Genomic DNA, 21,418 nt, shown 5'->3' with positions numbered 1-21,418 from the left:
GTCCGCTGGGCACAATACAGGAAATACGGTTATTAAGCTTATCATTAATCATAAAAATCAAAAAGCCCTGGCCGTTTCAGGAAATCAGAACGGTTCGGGGCAAAAACAGACAAATCATGACAACATTGATTAAATTCATAATCACAACTATCTTATCGATATTTTTATTGACCTCTTGTACCGATGATGACAATGGTACAAACATTTTGCAACAACCATCGAGAATCACTTCAGCCGATGAGCTTACCGCATATCTTAAAGAAGTGGTAAGCCAGGAAAATGTTCCTGGTTTTGCCATCAGTATTGTTAAGAATGATGCTATGGTGTATCAAGAAGCTTTCGGTTTTGCCAATATTGCGGATCAGGTACCTTATACTAATAAAACCGTTAATTCAATAGCTTCAATAAGTAAGACTTTTGTGGGTGCTGCGGTGGCAAAAGCCATAGAACAAGGATATTTTACCATGGAAACAGATATAAATGAACTGCTCCCTTTTACTGTAATAAACCCCAAACAGCCGAATGCGATTATAAGAATCAAACATTTGGTGACCCATACCTCAGGACTTTTGGACATGCCGGAAGTGTATTTGGCCAATAACTACTACATTTTGCCGGGAGAGGATATTTCAACCGTTGGAGCGCGAACGTTAATTGATAATATCGGTATTGAACAACGTGAAGCGTATGATCTTTCTGATATCCTGTCCGAGTATTTTTTAGAAGATGGAGAGCTCTACAGTTCTGATAATTTTGCGAATACCGAGCCGGGCACAACGTGGGCCTATTCTAACTTGGCAACGGGATTAACAGGACTTATCATTGAATCCGTTACAGGACAGTCCTTCAAGGATTATGTTCAGGAAAATATTTTATTGCCTTTGGAAATGACCCATTCAACCTATGATATTTCTGAAGTGAACACTTCGGAGATGGCCGTAAGGTATATCGATGATACAACTCCATTGCCCGTTTATGGCAATGATTCTTATCCGGAAGGAAGTATATATTCCACAAATGAGGATATGGGAAAGTACCTTTTGGATATGGCCAAAGGGGTAAAAGGAGCTACTTCAACTTTGTTTTCAGAGGCAGGTTATATGAACCTTTTTCAGGCCAAATTGGAGAGTGGAATCGTTCCTGACGATTTTGCTGAAAATCACGGGTTATTTTGGTATATAAATGAAGGGAAAGTAATGCATAGCGGCAATAGTCTCGGAATCTCAACACATTTGGAAATAACCGCAAATGGAAATTCAGGTTACCTTTTTCTCTCGAATATTGATGCTGCTTTTACAGGTAATGTTCAAAATTATAATAACATTATTTCAAAAGTTGATGCTGCCATAAACCAATTTCTAACCGCTGACTAATCCATATTCAATCCGTTTTTATAAATTAAAATATTAAATCGAACGAGCATGAAGAAGTGGTTAAAAAGAGTAGGGATTTTGCTATTAGGTCTCACAATATTAATGGTTGTGGCCATTTCGGTTATCTTGATTTTAGATAAGAAGAATACATCGTATTTGAAAATCGGGAAGACGACTGACTCCTACGTAATCAAAAACGTGAATGTGGTTCCAATGACCCGTGATACTGTTTTGTACAAGCAAGATATTTTGGTGGAAAAAGGATTGATTTCTAAAATCGCCCCAAACCTAGTTACTGATTCAATGGTTCAAATAGATGGATCCGGTAAATATTTGGTTCCTGGTCTAGCAGATTTGCATGTACATGTTTGGGATGACTACGAGCTTGGGCTGTATTTGGCTAAAGGAGTGACAACCGTGAGGAATATGTGGGGCATGCCATTTCATTTAAGAATGAAAAAAAGGGTAGTCAATAATGAGATTTTCGCCCCCCTTTTCTTTACGGCAAGTCCCAAAATTACGGGGCCGGAAGATCATGGCATTGATAAAAAACAGGTGGCGGATGCCAATGAAGGTAGAGGGTTGGTGGGCAAGTACAAAGAACAGGGTTATGATTACATTAAAACTTATGCTGGCTTGCCCAAGGATATCTTTGATGCAATAAAGGAAGAGGCCATAAGGCAAGATATCTCTATTGCCGCTCATCCAAGTTTTGAAGTACCATATAGTTATCATTTTTCACGACCGATAAAAACCATAGAACATACCGAGGATGTTATACAGCAAGCGCTAAAATTTAAAAATGATAGTGTATTATTGACAAAAACCATTGAATCCTATGTTCAGGGGAAAATGGGTCATACCCCAACTTTGACCGTTTTTCATAAGATTTCGGAAATCATGGAAAAGGAGACCGATTTGTTTAAAGAACCTACTTTGGGTTATATAAATCCGGCATTTTTAGAGGTTGGTTCACAAGACGATTTTAATCGTTGGACAAGCACCAAATCCTACGATTCCTTAGTTGAAGAACGAATTATGAACCAGCATAAACAACATTTGAAAATCGTAAAACAGATGAATGATGCTGGGGTCATTCTGGTGGCGGGTACCGATTCGGGCATATCATATGCCATACCTGGTTTTGGTATCCATGAAGAATTGGGGTACTATGTCGAAGCAGGATTGACCAATTACGAAGCACTTAGGACAGCAACGGTAAACCCATCAAAAATCTATTTGTCACTTTCGAATACGGGCACGTTGGAAGTTGGGAAAATGGCAAATATGGTTCTTACAAACGAAAATCCTCTAATTCATTTAAAAACCTTGGCCAATCCTGAAAAAGTCTTTATTAAGGGATATTTGCTCGATGCGGACAAACTTTTGCAGTTTAAGGAGAAGGCCTATAAAAGAAACAATTATTTGGCCACATTGGTAAGGATGGGAGAGGGACTTTGGTTACAGTAAAAATGGCCCCTCCAAGAGGTTCGGTTTCATATTCCGGAACGACCTATTGCTGTTTGATGAATAGTTTTGAGTCAGGATATTTTAATATGGACAATGGTAATACCATTAAATACATACCATAAAATGAACGCAGATAACATAAAAACCAAAGTCTTATTGGCAGGAGCTACTGGGTATCTCGGAAGGCATATTGCCAAAGAACTTGAAATACGTAATATTCCAACCAGGATACTGGTTCGAAATTCAAAAAAAGCAAAGGGACTCAGTGCTGCATCGGCTACGATAATACAGGCGGAAGTTACCAAGCCAGAAACTTTGAAAGGACTATTTAGCGGAGTGGATACTGTAATCTCAACAGTCGGCATCACTCGGCAAAAAGACGGATTGACCTATTGGGATGTTGATTACCGGGCCAATGTGAATTTATTGAAAGAAGCTATGGCCTCAGGGGTAAGAAAGTTCATTTACATATCGGTTTTGAACGGAAACCGTCATAAAAACCTTAAAATTATGGAAGCCAAGGAATCTTTTGTAGATGAACTGGTAGCCTCGGGATTGCAGTATACGATCGTAAGGCCCAACGGTTTTTTTTCCGATATGAAAGATTTTTTGGAGATGGCCCAAAAAGGAAAGGTGTATCTCTTTGGAAATGGGGAACAAAAGTTCAATCCCATTCACGGGAAAGATCTGGCCATAGCCTGTGTAGATGCTATTGAAAACGAAAATAACGAGATCAATATCGGCGGACCCGATATCCTGACCCAGAATGAGGTAGCCGAAATGGCCCTTTTAGCATGTGGCAAGCCCATTAAAATCATTCATTTGCCCCATTGGTTAAGGCGATTGATTATTTGGGCCTTACGAATGTTCACTTCCTCAAAGACTTACGGTCCCATTGAGTTTTTCCTTACCCTAATGGCCGAAGATGCCATTGCACCAAGATATGGTAGTCATCGTTTGTCCACTTTTTTCCAAAAAGAAATGGATACCCTAAAAAAGAAATAAAGAAAAGGTTTAGTTCTATCTAAGTTCAGATATATTCCAATTTCACTAAATTGAGAAGCCGTTTCCCTTATAGTATAAAGTAATTCAACCAAAATATTTTCTATGAGCATACCAGACAAAAACAAACCATTTCCTTTAGAAGGTTACAATCGCCTTTGCTTCTTGAAGAACTGTATAAAGAACCCAAATATCAGTGTTGGTGATTATACTTATTATGATGATTTCGAGGATGTTGCCAATTTTGAAAAGAACGTTAAGTATCATTTTGATTTTGTAGGTGATAAATTGTTGATCGGTAAGTTCTGTATGATAGCTTCGGATGTAACCTTTATAATGAACGGGGCCAATCATTTGACAGATGCCATCTCATCTTACCCGTTTGCCATCTTTGGAGGGGATTGGAAAGACGCCATGAAAGGTAAGTCCTATCCCTCTAAAGGTGATACGGTAATAGGCAATGATGTCTGGATTGGTTATAAGGCTACGATTTTGCCGGGTGTGCAAATCGGTGATGGGGCAATAATAGCCAGTAATGCAACGGTCACCAAAAATGTTGAACCATACGCAATCGTTGGGGGAAATCCTGCAAGGTTGATCCGTAAGCGTTTCTCGGAAACCGAAATCGAAAAATTATTGAAACTAAGTTGGTGGGACTGGCCTATTGAAAAAATCACCAAAAATCTAAAGGCTTTAACCGGCGATAAATTACAAGAGCTAGGGGATTACATTTAAATGATGCAAAATTTTAATTACTTTTTTTATGAGGTGAACCATAATTTAGGCAAATCATTTAACAGAAGTAAATTACCATTCGTCGACACTTAAATGCTTTTCACCTATAGTCGGCCTTTTTTATAAGTTTAATTTAAGAGTTTCGATTTTTGATGCAATACTTACGCTATGGATATATTACTTATTGAGGATGATACAATTGAGATTATGAAGTTGCAACGAACAATCTCAAAATTACACTTGAAACATAAAGTTAAAGAGGCCAAAAATGGGGAAGCGGCCTTAGAGTATCTTAGATCGGGTAAATGCTTGCCAGATATTATTCTGCTCGATTTGAATATGCCAAGAATGAGTGGTATCGAATTTCTTTCGATCCTAAAAGCGGATGAAACATTAAAGTACCTTCCTACAGTAGTTCTTACAACTTCGGAGAATAGGGCAGATTTACTTGAATGTTATCGAATAGGGATTGCAGGATATGTAATAAAACCTCTGAAATATGAAGATTACGAGTCCAAACTTCATAAGGTCCTTAGTTACTGGGACATCAATGAACTAGTGAAAGCCTAACAAAAAAGCGTATTTCACAACAAATTTTGACCAACTCGTATTACTTTTCTTACTTTTAAAAAAAATAATGGAATGAAAGGAATTGTATTTACCGAGTTTTTGGAAATGGTCGAGACCCAATTCGGCTTGGAGGTAGTGGAAGATATTATAGAAAAAGCCGATCTACCCTCAGAGGGGATTTATACTTCGGTCGGCACCTATGATTTTAATGAAATGGTGAGCTTGATCACAGAATTGAGCAAACAGGTAAATTTACCACCTGGAGATTTGATTTATGCTTTTGGTAGATACCTTTTCACAAGTTTAAAAGATGCACATCCGGAGGTAATTCAGAGTTACAATTCTCCATTAGGCCTTTTATATTCGATAGAAGACCATATTCATGTGCATGTCCAGAAATTATATCCTGAGGCCGAATTGCCTACATTCAAGATTTTAGAAAAAACCGATACGACCATTTCAATGATCTATTCTTCTTCTAGGGGTTTATATCGATTGGCCCAAGGTCTTATAGAAAAGGCCTTTGAGCATTTTAACGGTAGTGCCCAGATTTCTTATGAACTACTGAAGGAAGATGGTACCGAAGTGAAATTTGACATTTCCCAGAATGGATAATAAAGAGGTTGCCCTTCTGAAAAAGGCCCTTGAGAGGCAAAAGAAAGCAAGGAAACAGGCGGAAAAAATCTTAGAGGAAAAATCGAAGGAGCTGTATGATGTTATGCATCATTTAAAGTCGGCCAACAATAAGTTGGAAGGTCTTTTAAACGAGCGGACTTCAGAACTAGATGGGGAATTTATAAATATCATTGATCCTTACGTGGTGATGGATCTTAAGTATAACGTGATCAACATGAACCTATCTGCCAAGGAATTCCTTGGTTTTGATCACACCAAAGAGTTGGTCAATCTTTCAGAATTTGTACATCGGGATTATTTGGAATACACCACGGAATCCATGCGCTCTTTAATGGAAGTGGGCGTGTTAAGAAACTATAGGGCTAAGATCATTACACGTAATAATGAGGAAAAATGGGTGCAGATCAATTGTTGCCTTATTTTCAATAAAGAAAGAAAACCCATTGCTGCCCAAGGTATTTTAAGGGATATTAGCCAAGAAATGGAGATCAAACAAATGCTTTCCGAACAAAAAAAGCAGTTGGATGTTATTGTGGAGAATTCCCCATTGGGAATTGTCCTAAGTGTTGATGGACGTATTGTGAAGACCAATAGCACGTTTTGTGAAATGGTAGGTTATTCCGAGAGTGAACTGAAACAAGTTTCGATACCTGAAATTTCACGACCCGAAGACGAGCAGGCCACTGCCATATTATGGGAGCGGTTCTATGCAGGGAAACTGGATAAATTTGCGGTTACGAAAGAATTTTTCAAGAAAGATAAATCAACCTTCTTGGCAAAGGTCCAAATAGGTGCCGTTACCGATATTCACGGTAATATGGAATACCAGGTGGCATTGATTGAAGATATTTCGAAAGAACGGGAGGCCGAACGGCAATTGAAAGCATCGGAGAATAGATTGGCTACTTTAATAGCCAATTTGCATACGGGGGTACTTTTAGAAGATGAAAATAGAAAGATAGCCTTAGTGAATCAGATGTTCTGCGATCTTTTCCATATTTCCACACCGCCGGAACAAATGATAGGTATAGAAAGCAATACCTCGGCGAAGAAAACCAAAATTCACTTAAAGCATCCTGAAAAATTTGTTGAACGTGTTGATGAACTTCTGGAAAATCGCGAAATCGCGATGGCCGATGAGGTTGAAATGAGCGACGGTCGAATATTGGAGCGTGATTACATCCCTATATTTACCAACGGCAATTATAAGGGCCATTTATGGACGTATGAAGATGTTACGATTCGCAAGAACTATAAAAAGAACCTAGAGGCACAAAGGGAAAAGTACAGTAGTATCATTGCGAATATGAACTTAGGTCTGGTAGAGGTAGATAACCATGATGTTATTCTTATGGTCAATCAAAGTTATTGCGATATGATCGGTTTTTCCAAGGAAGAATTGCTGGGTAAAAATGTAAATGAAATGGCTCAATTCAAAGATGAGCAATTTATTTTGAAGAAGAACAAGGAACGACTTCGTGGCGAAACTGACTCTTATGAGGTATCGGTTAGGCACAAGAACGGAAGTTTGCGACATTGGCTTATCAGTGGGGCTCCAAGATTCGATGATTCAGGTATAGTGGTAGGGTCAATAGGTATCCATTTGGATATTACCGACCAAAAATTACTGGAATTTCAAAAAGAAAAATTACTTCGCGAATTGGAATCCAGTAATCAGAACCTTCAGGAATATGCCCACATCGTATCCCATGATCTGAAATCCCCTTTACGAAGTATAAGTGCCTTGGCCACCTGGTTAACTGAGGATTATAAGGATAAACTCGACGAAGGTGGGCTACAGAACCTTGAGTTAATGCAAGAAAAAATTGCATCTATGGATCGCCTTATTCATGGGATACTGGAATATTCCACGGCCAATAGCTCAGAACTCGATAATACGGATGTAGACACCAACGAAGTTATAGCGGAGATCAAGGATAGTATTTTCATTCCAGAACATGTAGAACTTTTAGTTCCCGAAGTATTGCCGACCATAAAGGCCGATAAGACCAAAATGCATCAATTGTTCCAGAATATTATTGGGAACGCCGTGGTGCATATTGAAAAGGAAGTAGGACTTGTAGAAGTGCTATATACTGATGAAAATGATTTCTGGAAATTCACCATTAAGGATAATGGCGTGGGAATTCCAGAAAAATACCATAAGAAGATTTTCGATATATTCCAGTCTATCGGTGATAACGAAAGATCAACGGGAATAGGACTATCCATTGTAAAGAAAATAATAGATCGTTATGAAGGTAAAGTTTGGGTAGATAGTACCTTGGGGAAAGGCACCCAATTCCATTTTACCATAAAAAAGAATTTAGATACCTGACAAAAAACCTGAATGATGATCATAAAACAAGCTATAAAACAGGCCAATACTCCCTTCGAACTCCAATTTGACCCAACAGAATTAAAGAATCCGTTGGTATTCGTATTCGGTAATCGATATATTTTGGAAGAACCTTCCATTTATGAAGAAGTAAGGGATTTATTTCCCTCAGGGCATATTGTTTTTGGGTCAACCGCAGGGGAGATTGTAAAAGATGAAGTTCAGGAGGAAACCGCGGTGTTAACTGCCATTGGGTTCGAGAAAAGTACTTTTTTGGTAAAAAGGAAGAATGTAACCGAGTTCAACAATGAGGATGATCGACTAGGGGAAGCCCTAATGGAAACCTTTCCACAAGAAGACCTGAAACATGTATTCGTTGTTTCTGAAGGAAGTAATGTAAATGGAAGCGCACTAATAAAAGGACTGGAAAAAACAAAAGCCAAGTCCATTGGTCTTTCAGGTGGTCTTTGTGGCGATGATGATCGTTTTGAGCGAACCTTGGCATCGTATAATGAAAACCCCAAGGAAGGGGAGGTAATAGCCATAGGATTCTATGGTGAAAGTTTAGAGGTGTCCAGTGCCAACTATTGTGGATGGGCAACTTTTGGTCCCGAGAGGATCATTACAAAATCTGAAGGAAATGTTCTTTATGAGTTAGACGGCAAACCGGCACTTGATCTTTATAAAATGTATTTAGGGGAGAAGGCGAAAGAACTGCCCAAATCGGCACTGCTTTATCCATTAAGTGTTCAAACTTTGGAAGATGAATACCCTATTGTAAGAACGGTACTCAATATAAATGAAACTGACAATACCATGATTCTGGCTGGTGATGTGCCGGAAGGGTCTAAGGTGCAATTGATGTTATCATCGGTAGACGATATTGCCAATGGTGCCAAACGTGCAGGAAATTTGGCTATGAAAGGTCGGCAGACTGCACCAGAATTAGCCCTATTGGTAAGCTGTATCGGAAGAAAATTGGTTATGGATCAACGTACAGAAGAAGAAATTGAGGAAGTTAGGGAAGCTATCGGGGACAAAGCTATAGTAGGCGGGTTTTATTCCTATGGTGAAATGGCACCCTTTTTTGAAAGAAATTCTTGTAGATTGCATAACCAGACTATGACATTAACCTTATTCAGCGAATAATGCATTCCTTGCTTAAAAGACAATTGAGAAAATACCTTCCGGAAAGTTATGTGCAAGATCCAGGGTTGGGCGTATTCTTAGAGGCCATAGAAAAGTCATATGATAATTATGATGATAAGCTATCCATGATGCAGCGCGCTTCCACTATTAGTTCCAATGAATTATATGAAGCTAACCAGCAATTGCGGAAAGAGGCAGTTCGCCAAAAAAATATCCTTGCATCATTGGAGAAAGCCATCGGCAGTCTTACTATTTATTTGGATGATGGCAATTCTACCGATTTAAACGACAAAGAAAATTTCAATGCAGAACATCTTGCCAAGAACATTAGTAAGTTAGCGGCCCAAATGGCCGGGATGACAGCGGAAAAGGATAGGTTGTTGAAAAATTTGGAAATCCAAAACGAATCCTTGAACAATTATGCGCATATGGTTTCCCATGATCTAAAATCACCGATACGGAACATAAATGCTTTGATGAATTGGATTCAGGCAGAGGAAAAAGAGAAATTTTCCGAGGAAAGTAAGGAGAATTGTTCTTTGATTTCCCAGAACCTTGAAAAAATGGACAAGCTTATCAACGGCATTTTATACCATGCGACTTTAGGTAAAACAGATGAAAAGCGAATTACGTTCGCAATTGAAGATCTTTTAAATGAAATTGAAGAAAATATTGAAATTCCGGAAAATATCCAGATTGTGCATGTGAACGAATTTCCAACGATTTCATTCGAAAAGTCAAGGATAGAACAGCTATTTAAGAATTTGATTACAAACGCAATAGCAGCTTCGAAAGATAAAGAACAAGGTCTGGTACGGATAGAATATATTGAAGACCCAGAATTTTGGAAGTTAAAAGTATCGGATAACGGAAAAGGTATTGCGAAACGCCATCAAGAAGGAATATTCGAAATGTTCAAAAAATTGGAAAACGATGGTAATACCATAGGCATAGGTCTTGCTATTTCTAAGAAAATAGTGGATTTCTATAATGGTAAGCTTTGGATGGAATCTGAAGAAAACCAGGGTGCAACTTTTTATTTTACATTAAAGAAGACGATATGAACGACAAGCCCAACCTAAATTATATTGATGAATTGGCAGAAGGTGACGTCGCCTTCAGGGAAAAGTTTATCGGCATTATCAAAACTGAATTCCCTTTGGAAAGGGAAGAGTATATGGATCATCTGAAAAACCAAAGATTTAAGGAAACCGCAATGGTCGTGCATAAAATGAAACATAAGTTCAATATTTTAAGTATGCAAGAGGCATATGGGTTCGCTGTGCGCTATGAAGAAGAACTTTTAGAGGGAAATTCTGGTATGGATTCTTCATTTAAGGCTATATTGCAGGTCGTAGATACCTATATTGAAAGTATTTGACCATGAACTGTATAATCATTGACGACGAAACTGCAGCCCGTGCGATTGTAGGGCAATTATGTACAAAGGTTCCGGAATTGCATATTCTGCAAGAATTTGACAATGCCATAGAGGCTATTAAATTCTTGAACCAACAAGAGGTTGATGTCGTTTTTTTAGACATTCATATGCCTGGATTTACGGGAATTGATTTTGTTCAGACACTTAAGAACCCACCTAAAATTGTCTTGACTACTTCAGATACTGAATTTGCCATTGCAGCTTATGAATATGAGTTCATTGTTGATTATTTGGTGAAACCCATAACTTTTGAACGTTTTGAAAAATGCATTCAAAAAGTAAAGAAGTCCCTTTCCCAGAAACCTGTTTCAACCGCAATGGTTGAACCTACATCTGATTTGTACATCAATATAGATAGGCGTCTTATTAAAATAAGGTTAGATGAGATTTTGGTCATAGAGGCCGAAGGCGATTACATTAAAGTTAAAACCGAGAAAGAAGAACATCGCGTTCATACGACCTTGAAGAAGATCAAGGAAAAATTACCTGATAACCTCTTTTTGCAGATTCACCGGTCCTACATAATCAACTTCACCAAAATAATCGATATTGAGGACAATAGCGTATTGATTGCCAAGAATGTTGTTCCCATTAGCCGTTCCAATCGTCCTGAATTAATGCGTCGGTTAAATTTACTATAGCTTTGTTCTAAATCCAGGACTTCCAATAGGCATAGAGTATTCGGCATATTCGTTTAAAATCAACTTATTTTTTTTGTTTCCTGTAGGCGATTATTATAGGCGAAATCTGTTTAGTCTTTATTCAGATACCTTTCTGTTCAACATCAGGGTTCTACCATTCATCTATAGAAAATAACAACTAAACACCCTCGGTCAATTTTAAATTAAGGTTTAACCGATTTTTGAAGGGTAGATAGGCAATATTGACATTAGTGAATGACTTATGGGACAACAATTGTTAATCATTTATCCAAAGTATGGCTTTTCAGGTTGACATGGGAAAGTCCAAAAATAGGTTTTTGGTCGATTTAATTTGCGTTTTATCGGAGAAATATAATTAAATTAAGAAAAACCTTACAATAAATAAAGAATATGGCGTTATTAAAATATGATTTACTAGGATACTTTTTATATACATGTTCAATAGATTTTCAACGTGAAAGAATCTTTGAACCTGTGATCATTAATAACTCCATTAAATCTATCAGTGTTATCTAATAACCCAAAATGGCCATGAAGCTTAATAAGTTCCAAAAATATTATAATCTAATGCCTTCTAAACTAGGTGATCAGGATTATATTAAACTCGTATCCTATTTCAAGTTTTTGGCGGCAGTGGAGAAACCGATGGTCAGTCTTGTCATTCCCGTGTTCAGGGCAGAGAAAACACTTTTGGCCCATATCATTTCCTTAATGGAGCTAAAGACCATTTTACCTTATGAAATTATTTTCGTTGATAATAATGCAAATAAAGAAACCCTTTCGATTCTAGAGGATTTAGGTGCCAATGTGATCAAGGAGGCAAAACAGGGTATAACCCACGCAAGACAAAAAGGCTTGGAAGTGGCTAGGGGAGAGGTTGTTTGTACCATGGACCCTGACACCTTATATGAACCGCATTATATAGATAAAATGGCTCTTCCTTTTTTCCTTGAAAGTAAATTGGTGCTGTGTTATTCAAATACCATAAGCTATGAGCATGGCATGACGCTTTCTTCGAAGATGAGGTTTCGTAATTATCTAAAAACCCAATATTTCAGGTATCGATTGTCACAAGGTCCTTTAAAAAGAATGAAGTTCGTCCGTGCGGCCTGTTTGGCCTTTAGACGGGAACCCTTTTTGAATATAGGGTATCGTACCGACCTTAAGGCCGTTGCTGGTTGTGATGATGGTATAGTTGCGATTGATTTGAACAATTCCGGTAATAGTAAATATATCGCGACAACGGCGTATACCGCACTACCCCCTGCAAGGGAACCCGGTAAGCCATTCCCTTTTTGCAATGAAAAATACCTTGAACAAGATGTAGCTGCAAATAAGGATGTGGTACTCAATTACTAAAAGTTATAAATAAAGAGCATTCAATTAAACACTAAACCTTAACGAATTATGAAAATATTAGTCGTAGATGATAAGCAATCCTTAAGTGATATGGTAGCCCAATTTTTAGGTCAATCATTTTCGGTTGAAACCCAAAAAAACGGATTCGATGCCCTAGAAAGGTTACAAGAGGGTAATATCCCGGATTTGATCATAACCGATCTCGAAATGCCCGTAATGGACGGTTTTGAGTTGATTACACAGCTAAAGCAGAGTGGTTTTTTTACCGACATTCCTATCATTGTATTAAGTTGTAGGGATAATAGTTCCGATCGTATAAAGTGCTTAAAACTTGGGGCCGATGATTATATGGTAAAACCCTTTAATCCAGAGGAGCTTTTAATAAGGGTTGAAAAGTTGTTGGTTCGTAATTAAAGCCCTTCTTTACAAGAAAGATAAATTTCAGAACCCTGAAACTGATTTTATTTTAAGGTCTTCCGATTAGTACCGAAACTAAAATCTATCGTACCCTTTCCCACAAAACTCATAGACTGGTTGTATGGTTCCTTTTTAAAGCTAAAGGTTCTTTGTACCCTTTTATTAGTAAAAGGAACAATGCAATGGGTATGTATTCACAACAAATACAGTGTCTTACACAACAACAATTATTTAAAATGTAGTACTAGGACTACTTTTATTGAAAATAAATAAACACGAAACCGTAAATGATGTTGCAAGTTAGCCAAGAGTGTCTAAAAATAGTATACATCGGAAGTAATCCTGATGTGGTCACTGCTTTTTCCGATGAGCAGGATAAGGTAGAGGTTCTTCCTTTTAAAAACACCCTAGCAGCTTCAAAGTTGATATTGGGGGATTCGAAAATTGCTGCAGTATTATGCGAAGCAAAGCTACCTGGACAAACGGGAGCATCATTTTTTAAGACTTTTAAGCAGCAATTTGAAGAAAAGGGGATATCCTTTATTCTTTTGGAAGATGAAAAAACCGATGAACTTAGACAGGAAGCACTTGCATTGGGTATAGACGACCTTTACGCCAGACCTTTGCAATTAGAACGGTTAAAGGGACGAATTATATTTCTGAACGAGTTGAAGTCCAACTTAAAAAGAAACAGGATCCTGACCTCAAAAGAAGAGGTGAAACCTTACAAGACCAAGTTTCTTAAAAGGGTATTCGATATCGCGGTTGCTGGTACAGCGTTGATATGCGCGGCTCCTTTACTTTTGATATTCATCATAGCCATACGATTAGAGTCCAAAGGTAAGGTGTATTACATATCGAAACGTGTAGGCACAGGGTACAAGATCTTTAACTTTTTGAAACTTCGTTCCATGTATCCAGATGCCGATAAACGACTTAAAGAGTTTGAGCATTTGAATCAATATGTACATGGGGAAGATACCGTAGATCTTCAAAAAGAGGCCATTGATAAAAGGGAAACAATAGAGGCCAGTGGTACCATGTTGATAGGGGATGATGATCGCATAGATGAAAATCAATATAATAAGAAGAAAAAGGAAAGCGCCAAGAGTACCTTTATAAAGTTTGATAATGATCCTAGGATTACGAAAGTAGGCAAGATCATCAGAAAATTGAGTATTGATGAATTGCCACAATTGATCAATGTGCTAAAAGGTGATATGTCTATCGTAGGTAACAGGCCATTGCCTTTGTATGAAGCTGAAATGCTTACGACCGATGAATGGACCGAACGTTTTAATGGTCCTGCCGGTATTACAGGTCTTTGGCAAGTTGAGGCTCGTGGCCGTTCTTCTAAAATGTCTCCAGAGGGACGCAAACAATTAGATATTAAGTATGTTGAATATTCCCATAGCAATAAAGCGTTCATGATCGATATGTGGATCGTTTTACGAACTTTTAAGGCTGTTTTTCAAAAAGAAAATGTTTAAGATGTACAAAAGAACCCTATTGTTTTTAATAGTTCTTTTTCTATCCCACCAAAACTACGGGCAGTCGGTTACCGATTTCCTTGAAGCAGGACTGGAAGAAAATGATATAGCACAAAAGTTACCTCCGTTAGACTCGCTCATTTCTTGGGCTAGGGAGAACAACCCATACTTAAAATCCTTTGATTCTGCCAAAGAACTGGGAGAAGGTAAGGTGGCACTTGAAAAACGCTCTTGGTTGGAGTATATAAGTTTGGATGCCGGCTATGGCTATGGTATTTACGACAACTTGAGTAACTCGCAAATAGGTGGTGACCCATCAAGCCAGACCCTTTTTACTTCTGAACAGAACAGATACAGTGTCGGGGCGTCTGTAAAAATGCCGCTAAGTGCCATACTGAATAGAAAAAGGATGGTAAAGAACACCAAACTGGAGGCGGAAACTTTTAAATATGAACAACAGCAAGCCGAGAATGAATTACGGCTTCAGGTAACCGAGCAGTATAACGAACTCATTAAGTTTTACCGATTACTTTTTATAAACAACTCAATCGTAGACACCTATAAAGCCCAGACTGTACGAGCTGAAAGGGAATTTGCCGACGGAATAATGAACGTAACCGATTATACGAGATTATTACAAATGATAAACCAAGCTAAAATGGCTCTAGAGGCCCAGAAATCGGAATTTTACAAGGCATTTATGACTTTGGAAAGTACGGTTGGGGTCGATTTGAAGATTTAATATGAAATTTAACCTGCTATTTTTTATCCGCCTATTGCTTCGCCATATTGGTTTATTGGTGGGCGTTCCTATTTTACTGGGTGTTATGGTTTTTCTGTTAACACAGAACCAACCCAAGGTATTTAGCTCAAAAGCCCGTGTTTATACAGGTATATCTTCAGGGTCGGGTATTGATCTCGAGAATACCAAGATAGATTATAGAGGAACTGGCATTGCCTACGGTAACCTACTTAATTTAATAAAGTCCAGGTCAACTCTTGAAATAGTCGGATTAAAACTCTTTGCCCAACATATGGCTCTTGATAGTGCCGATAATCGGGTAATTTCCGTAAAGAATTATGAGGAATTGGTAGAAACGGTACCCGACGAGGTAAAGGCCCTGGTCGTTAAAGGTAACCCTTCGGCTACCTACGATAACTTTGTTGAACTCAAGAATTCCGATAACCAGAATTATATATATGAATTGGTGAATTTGGACCACCCGATTTATAGTATAGAAAAGATTTCAGGGAAAATAGGCTTGAACCGAGTACCGAGCAGTGATTTTATTGATATTGCCTACGAATCCGAAGATCCTGCGATTTGCCAAAATGCATTATTGATTCTTTGCGATGTTTTTGTAAGACTTAATACTGAAATGGGTGTTAATCAATCTGATGTGGTGGTTAAATACTTTGAAGGTCAATTAGGTGAATCGACCGAACATCTGAGGGATGCTGAAGACGACCTACTTCAATTCAATAAGAAGCATAACATCATCAATTACTATGAGCAAACCAAGCATATAGCTGGGGAAAAGGAGGAGTTCGAAATAAAATTTTTCCAGGTTCAGCGTGAGTTTTCGGGGGCAAAAGCAGTACTTGAGGTTTTAGAATCCAAATTACAGACCCATGATAAAAAACGTATTGCAAGCCAGAAAATAATAGACCTGCGTAAAGAACTCTCGACTAAGAATTTTGATTTGGCAATGTTGCGAATGAACCTGGAAAGGGATTCAACCTCAATGAAAAAGAACGCAATTTCAATTTTGGAAGCCGAGAAAAATATCAAGGAAATCGAAAACCAACTAAATGCACAGGTAGATACGATTTACAACACCGATTATGACACAAAAGGTGTTGCTTCTTCAAGTATCTTGAGCGATTGGTTGCAAAAAACGATAGAATATGAGGATGCCAAGGCCCAGTTAAAAGTCATGGAAAAGAAAAAGCTCGAGTTTGAAAAACTGTATCAGGTGTTTTCTCCTTTGGGGGCTACCATGAAAAGACTGGAACGTAAAATAGATATTGCCGAGCGCGAATATTTAAGCTTGTTACACAGCTTGGGGCTTGCAAAACTCAGACAACAGAATGTTCAATTAAAATCGAACATTAAATTGACGGAAGCTCCTTTTTTTCCGATCAATCCGAAGCCAAGTAAACGCATACTACTGGTTATCGTTGCCGCTTTGGCCGGATTTATTGTGGTTACTTTGACCATTCTTATATTGGAATTTCTTGATGGCAACTTGAACACTGCCAAAAGGGCTGAAGAAAAAATAGGATTGGAAGTGTCCTCTATTTTCCCGGTGATCAAGAACAATGATAAAAATATTGATTACGAATATATAAAGAACAAGGCGGTTACCGCTATTTCCCGGAATATCATATTAAATCAGTTCAAGAAGAATGAAGATGAAAAGCCCGTGGTAAACATGCTTTTTTCTACTCAAGAAGATGAAGGCAAGACTTTTATCTGCCAAAACCTGATTGCCAACCTGTGTGAACTGGACTATTCCATTTTGCACGTTACCTACGACACCACCGACTTGGTTATTGATCATCCAAAGTATAGTAAAGTCACATATCCGATAAGTGATCGTCTTTTCAGAATATCATCTATCGGCGAATTTGACGTGGAAAACACGATCCCTGATTACAATATTTTCGATTTTGTGATATTGGAAATCCCAAGTATTATCAAGAATCCGTTCCCGGTAAAATTGGCTTCGACCATGGATTATACTTTTTTGGTCACCAGGGCCAATAGGGCATGGACCGAATCTGATAAAAATGCCTTGCGCTTGTTCAATGAAGCGACTACAGGACCTGAACCAACGATTATTTTGAATGGTGTCAAGGTTCTGGAAATGGAAACGGTAATTGGTGAATTGCCCAAAAAGAGGTCAATCATAAGACGATGGGTAAAGCAGCTGGTACAATTCAGGTTCTTCACCAAAAAATCGGTAGCGTAATGGTAGGTAAGCTCAAAAAATTAGGGAAAGAGAAAAACCTGTCATCATTGCTCTCCAATGTGAGTGTGGCCTTTGCAGGTCTCCTTTCTTTTATGCTTTTGACAAGACAATTGGATAAAGAGGCCTTTGGGGATTGGGTGCTTTTTATAACACTATCCACCTTTGTGGATCTTTTACGTTTTGGACTTACTAGAAATGCTTCCGTTCGCCTATTATCAGGTACGACGTTTACCGAGAAAAAACAGATTTTAGGTTCTTCCTATAGAATCAATCTTTGGCTTTTAATCATTATTATCCTCGTTTGTTGGGTCTTGGCCTTGGTATTGAACTTCTTGGTCATTGATGTGAATAATGGATATGAACTATTCTTGATTTGGTATCCCATTTTGGCTTTGGCTAATTTAGGATGGAACAACGCCCTCGCACTATTCCAAGCTGAACAGAATTTTAATAGGATGATGGTCGTTCGTCTGCTCAATGTAGGTCTATTTCTTGTTTTCTTGCTTTTAAACCATTTTTGGTTGGGATTGGGACTAATGGAAATCATCTGGGTAAACCTCTTTGTGAATTTGGTTTCCAGTCTTTGGTGTACATTAAGAAAATGGGACGGACTCCTTTACCTACCAAACGCCGTAAAACCCGTAGAAAAAGAACTTATACATTTTGGTAAATATTCCATGGGGACTCTAGTGAGCTCAAGCTTACTTAAAAGTGCAGATACTTTTATTATAGGGTTAAGTCCATTTTTAGGTTCTGCTGGAATTGCGATGTATGCGATTCCGTTAAAACTGACCGATTTATTGGGAATTCCATTAAATAGTTTTACCATGACGGCCTATCCAAGAATGAGTAAAAGCTGTTTGGAAGGAAAAATGCATGAAGCCCGAAAGATTTTCTATACCTATACTGGGATAATTACCTTATTGTTTCTGCCCGTGGCGATTTTCAGTTTTATAATGGCGGAAGAAATGGTTTTATTCTTAGGAGGTGATAATTATGCCGATTCTTTACCGTTACTGACATTTATTTTTCGAATATTCACGGTGTATGTAATGTTGCTTCCCTTAGATAGGTTTACAGGAGTTCTGTTGGATAGCTTAAACAGGCCCAAGTATAATCTATATAAGGTCATTGTGATGACATTGGCTAATATACTCATCGACATTATTGCGGTTTTCGTCTTCGAAAGCTTGGTTCTCGTCGCTGTGGGAACCGTATTGTTTACGCTCATCGGTATTTTTATGGGGTTCTATCTACTGCGTAAAGAGATAGAAATTCATAGTAAGGACATGATAACCGAAAGCTTTCTATTTATCAAAAAATTAAAAACCCATTTGCCGGTATGAACCCTTTTCAGGCTACATATGGCGCAGATAGGTTAAGGCAACCCTTACCTATGTTCTTATTGGTGGGTGTGGCTCTTGCTATCGGATATTTAACAGCCACACGTGGTTTGGTTGTAGGGTTGGCCCTAATGATGTTCCCTTTTGTGATCGTCTATTTAGGGGCTATACTGTTAAACCCCAGAATTGGGATAATAACCATTCTGATTTTTAATTTCATTGTTCTGGGAATTGGGCGCTATGTTCCTATGACATGGGGACTTTTGATGGATGGTCTAATGGTCCTCATGTATCTGGCCTTGTTTTTTAAGGCATTCCACATTAAAATCCCATGGGACAATGCGAGATCGCAATTGACCTTATTGGTTTCCATATGGTTTGGTTATGCTGTATTTCAAATCGTTAATCCTGAGGCTGTTAGTATTGCTGCCTGGTTTTACGCGATGAGGGGAGTGGCATTATACCAGTTTCTTTTGATACCCTTGGTTTTCATATTGTTCAATAAATATACCGACTTAAAGATATTATGGTATATCTGGGGCATTCTATCCCTTTTGGCGACCATGAAGGGGATGATGCAGTTGATATTGGGGGTTGATCGTTGGGAACAGGCATGGTTAGATGCCGGTGGTGATGTTACCCATATCCTATTCGGTAAATTACGAATATTCTCATTTTATTCCGATGCGGGACAATTCGGTGCCGCCCAAGGCCATGCCGGTGTAGTTTTCGGGGTATTGGCATTATTTGCAAAGAATAGGAAATTCCAGATATTCTGTGGAGTTGTGGCACTGGCCGGATTCTTGGGAATGATGATTTCCGGAACCCGAGGGGCAATTGCCGTACCGGCCATGGGAGGTGTAATGTTCATTCTGATCCGTAAGCATTTGCCCAGTATAATCTTAGGTGCTTTGGTAGGGATTAGCGTTTTCGTTTTTTTTAAATATACCATGATCGGAAACGGTAACGATCAAATACGAAGAATGCGTACCGCTTTTGATCCCAATGATGCCTCTTTGGTAGTACGACAGGAGAATCAGGCAAAACTTGCAGGGTATTTGGCTTCTCGCCCTTTTGGCGGAGGAATCGGATCTACAGGAAACTGGGGAAAACGTTTTGCCCCCAATAGTTTCCTTGGAAATACGGCCACCGATAGCTGGTATGTTGCCATTTGGGCAGATACGGGAATCGTGGGGCTCTATCTTCATCTTTTTATCGTTTTCTTTTGTTTGATTACGGGCGCTTATAATGTTATGTATAGAATAAGGGACGATTGGCTCAAAGGACAAATTTCGGCCTTGGTATGTGGTATGGCGGGTATTATGCTGGCCTCATATGGTAATGGCATATTTGGTCAGTTTCCTACGGCCATTCTAATGTACGTTGGTATGGTATTTATGTTTTTGTCCCCCAAATGGGACAAGCAATTAATGAAAGAAAAAGGTTTAGACGAAGAAAAAACAGCAATCGCATGAAAAATGAACATCCATTGGTATCCATTATTACCATAAATTATAATGAATCGCAGGTAACGTTGGATATGTTGGAGTCTTTGAAGGGGCTTACCTATAACAACTATGAAGTCATCGTAGTCGATAATGCATCTCCAAATGATAATCCAGATGTTATTAAAGAGCAATATCCAGAGGTTCAGCTTATCAAGAGTAAAGAAAACCTGGGTTTTGCAGGTGGTAATAATTTAGGGGTGAAAGTGGCCAAAGGGGAATATCTTTTGTTCATAAACAATGATACCATAGTTCCGGCTGGTTTTATCGAGCCTCTAGTGAAAACTTTGATTGATGATAGTACTATCGGTATGGTAAGTCCGAAAATCAAATTCCATTGGGATCCAAGCCTAATACAATTTGCCGGTTATACACCTATGAATCATTTTACCATTAGGAACAATAGTATCGGTTATCACCAAAAAGATGATGGTTCCTATGATGTTGCCCAAGAAACCGCTTCCATACATGGTGCTGCAATGATGGTACCTAAGAGGGTTGTTGATGAAGTAGGGATGATGACAGAAATCTACTTTCTATATTATGAAGAGCATGATTGGGCAGAACAGATAAAACGGGCAGGGTATAAAACCTACTATCAACCAGCTTCCTATATTTTGCACAAGGAGTCTTTATCTACTGGTAAAATGAGTCCACTAAAGACCTATTACATCACGAGAAACAGAATCGTTTATGCCCGACGAAATTTTAAAACCGTCCATTTGGTCATTAGTATGTTGTTCCAAGTTTTTATATCCATTCCAAAGAATAGCCTAACCTTTTTGGTTAAAAAACAATTTAGTCACTTAAAGGCATTTTGGAATGCAATAAAATGGAATATGACCCATTTGAAAACCGCTTAGAATTGGCCCGCCAATTGCTTAGTTGGTTGATATAAAGGAAATAGACAACGAAAAATACCTGTTTCACAACAATAATTCAACCAAACAAAA

Annotated in this window: 19 protein-coding genes; all 19 read left to right on the top strand. The window is 38.4% G+C overall.

Annotated elements, in window-relative coordinates:
• Nucleotides 1-116: 116 nt before the first annotated feature.
• The 19 genes from GJ691_RS19365 to GJ691_RS19275 all read left to right on the top strand — a co-directional run bounded on the left by GJ691_RS19365 (nucleotide 117) and on the right by GJ691_RS19275 (nucleotide 21,328).
• Nucleotides 117-1,373, top strand: a complete 1,257-nt coding sequence (locus GJ691_RS19365) for a serine hydrolase domain-containing protein (RefSeq protein WP_154370010.1) — start codon at nucleotides 117-119, stop codon at nucleotides 1,371-1,373.
• Nucleotides 1,374-1,421: 48 nt separating this feature from the next.
• Nucleotides 1,422-2,843: an amidohydrolase family protein gene (locus GJ691_RS19360; protein WP_154370006.1), complete on the top strand. Its 1,422-nt coding sequence runs from the start codon at nucleotides 1,422-1,424 to the stop codon at nucleotides 2,841-2,843.
• 123 nt (nucleotides 2,844-2,966) lie between these two features.
• Complete coding sequence (locus tag GJ691_RS19355) at nucleotides 2,967-3,848, top strand: SDR family oxidoreductase (RefSeq protein ID WP_154370004.1); 882 nt, start codon at nucleotides 2,967-2,969, stop codon at nucleotides 3,846-3,848.
• 102 nt (nucleotides 3,849-3,950) lie between these two features.
• Nucleotides 3,951-4,580: a CatB-related O-acetyltransferase gene (locus GJ691_RS19350; RefSeq protein ID WP_154370002.1), complete on the top strand. Its 630-nt coding sequence runs from the start codon at nucleotides 3,951-3,953 to the stop codon at nucleotides 4,578-4,580.
• Nucleotides 4,581-4,748: 168 nt separating this feature from the next.
• Nucleotides 4,749-5,150 carry a response regulator gene (locus tag GJ691_RS19345; protein WP_154370000.1) on the top strand — a complete coding sequence of 134 codons (402 nt, stop codon included), beginning with the start codon at nucleotides 4,749-4,751 and terminating at the stop codon, nucleotides 5,148-5,150.
• A 72-nt stretch (nucleotides 5,151-5,222) separates the two neighbouring features.
• Entirely contained in the window at nucleotides 5,223-5,765 is a 543-nt protein-coding gene (locus tag GJ691_RS19340) for a heme NO-binding domain-containing protein (protein ID WP_154369997.1), read from the top strand.
• Entirely contained in the window at nucleotides 5,758-8,124 is a 2,367-nt protein-coding gene (locus GJ691_RS19335) for a PAS domain S-box protein (RefSeq protein WP_154369995.1), read from the top strand. Before GJ691_RS19340 ends, GJ691_RS19335 begins: the two co-directional genes overlap by 8 nt.
• 15 nt (nucleotides 8,125-8,139) lie before the next feature.
• Nucleotides 8,140-9,273 carry an FIST signal transduction protein gene (locus GJ691_RS19330; RefSeq protein ID WP_154370104.1) on the top strand — a complete coding sequence of 378 codons (1,134 nt, stop codon included), beginning with the start codon at nucleotides 8,140-8,142 and terminating at the stop codon, nucleotides 9,271-9,273.
• A gap of 23 nt (nucleotides 9,274-9,296) precedes the next feature.
• On the top strand, nucleotides 9,297-10,337 hold the full coding sequence (locus GJ691_RS19325) for a sensor histidine kinase (RefSeq protein WP_246200230.1): 1,041 nt from the start codon (nucleotides 9,297-9,299) through the stop codon (nucleotides 10,335-10,337).
• Complete coding sequence (locus GJ691_RS19320; protein WP_154369991.1) at nucleotides 10,334-10,654, top strand: Hpt domain-containing protein; 321 nt, start codon at nucleotides 10,334-10,336, stop codon at nucleotides 10,652-10,654. Before GJ691_RS19325 ends, GJ691_RS19320 begins: the two co-directional genes overlap by 4 nt.
• A gap of 2 nt (nucleotides 10,655-10,656) precedes the next feature.
• Nucleotides 10,657-11,355 carry a LytR/AlgR family response regulator transcription factor gene (locus tag GJ691_RS19315; RefSeq protein ID WP_154369989.1) on the top strand — a complete coding sequence of 233 codons (699 nt, stop codon included), beginning with the start codon at nucleotides 10,657-10,659 and terminating at the stop codon, nucleotides 11,353-11,355.
• Nucleotides 11,356-11,943: 588 nt separating this feature from the next.
• Nucleotides 11,944-12,735 (top strand): glycosyltransferase family 2 protein, encoded by a 792-nt coding sequence (locus tag GJ691_RS19310; protein ID WP_179955182.1) that lies wholly within the window; start codon nucleotides 11,944-11,946, stop codon nucleotides 12,733-12,735.
• A gap of 48 nt (nucleotides 12,736-12,783) precedes the next feature.
• Nucleotides 12,784-13,149 (top strand): response regulator transcription factor, encoded by a 366-nt coding sequence (locus GJ691_RS19305; RefSeq protein ID WP_154369984.1) that lies wholly within the window; start codon nucleotides 12,784-12,786, stop codon nucleotides 13,147-13,149.
• 290 nt (nucleotides 13,150-13,439) lie between these two features.
• Complete coding sequence (locus GJ691_RS19300; protein WP_218944471.1) at nucleotides 13,440-14,642, top strand: sugar transferase; 1,203 nt, start codon at nucleotides 13,440-13,442, stop codon at nucleotides 14,640-14,642.
• 1 nt (nucleotide 14,643) lies between these two features.
• Entirely contained in the window at nucleotides 14,644-15,384 is a 741-nt protein-coding gene (locus GJ691_RS19295) for a TolC family protein (protein ID WP_179955181.1), read from the top strand.
• Nucleotide 15,385: 1 nt separating this feature from the next.
• The gene (locus GJ691_RS19290; protein ID WP_154369980.1) at nucleotides 15,386-17,617 is read left to right on the top strand and encodes a GumC family protein; all 2,232 of its coding nucleotides are present in this window, start codon (nucleotides 15,386-15,388) and stop codon (nucleotides 17,615-17,617) included.
• Nucleotides 17,563-18,963, top strand: coding sequence for a lipopolysaccharide biosynthesis protein (locus tag GJ691_RS19285; protein ID WP_154369979.1), 1,401 nt, complete (start codon nucleotides 17,563-17,565; stop codon nucleotides 18,961-18,963). Before GJ691_RS19290 ends, GJ691_RS19285 begins: the two co-directional genes overlap by 55 nt.
• Entirely contained in the window at nucleotides 18,960-20,435 is a 1,476-nt protein-coding gene (locus GJ691_RS19280) for an O-antigen ligase family protein (RefSeq protein ID WP_154369977.1), read from the top strand. Before GJ691_RS19285 ends, GJ691_RS19280 begins: the two co-directional genes overlap by 4 nt.
• Nucleotides 20,432-21,328 (top strand): glycosyltransferase family 2 protein, encoded by an 897-nt coding sequence (locus GJ691_RS19275; RefSeq protein ID WP_154369975.1) that lies wholly within the window; start codon nucleotides 20,432-20,434, stop codon nucleotides 21,326-21,328. Before GJ691_RS19280 ends, GJ691_RS19275 begins: the two co-directional genes overlap by 4 nt.
• The last annotated feature ends 90 nt before the right edge of the window (nucleotides 21,329-21,418 follow it).

Source organism: Maribacter luteus (genome assembly GCF_009674825.1).
Classification (GTDB): Bacteria; Bacteroidota; Bacteroidia; order Flavobacteriales; family Flavobacteriaceae; genus Maribacter_A; species Maribacter_A luteus.
Note: the sequence above shows the minus strand (reverse complement) of the source record. Positions and strands in the feature narration are given on the sequence as shown.